The organism is Paenibacillus sp. PsM32, from assembly GCF_030433815.1.
Classification (GTDB): Bacteria; Bacillota; Bacilli; order Paenibacillales; family Paenibacillaceae; genus Saccharibacillus; species Saccharibacillus kyungheensis.
In genome coordinates this window covers 1-250 of the sequence record NZ_JARUWY010000054.1, presented here as the reverse complement: position 1 = coordinate 250, position 250 = coordinate 1, and the positions used below count along the sequence as shown (strand labels likewise).

At 38.8% G+C, this 250-nt stretch carries 1 protein-coding gene; it reads right to left on the bottom strand.

What is annotated here, in order from left to right:
* Positions 1 to 16 precede the first annotated feature (16 nt).
* Positions 17 to 250 (bottom strand): flagellin (locus QCD85_RS23710; RefSeq protein WP_301264086.1); only part of this gene is annotated, 234 nt, incomplete at its 5' end.

Below are 250 nucleotides of genomic sequence, written 5' to 3'. Positions count from 1 at the left end.
TATGCAACTTTTAAAATTAACGAAGCAATGACAATACACCTTGTGGTGCAGAGTTAGCTTGAGAAAGCATTGATTGCGCTGCTTGTACCAAGATATTGTTTTTCGTTAATTTAACCATTTCAGAAGCCATGTCTGTATCACGGATGTTTGATTCAGCAGCTGTTAAGTTCTCAGTTGTTGTACCCAAGTTGTTTGAAGTGTATTCCAAACGGTTTTGTTTAGCACCCAGTTTAGCACGCTCTGTTGCTAC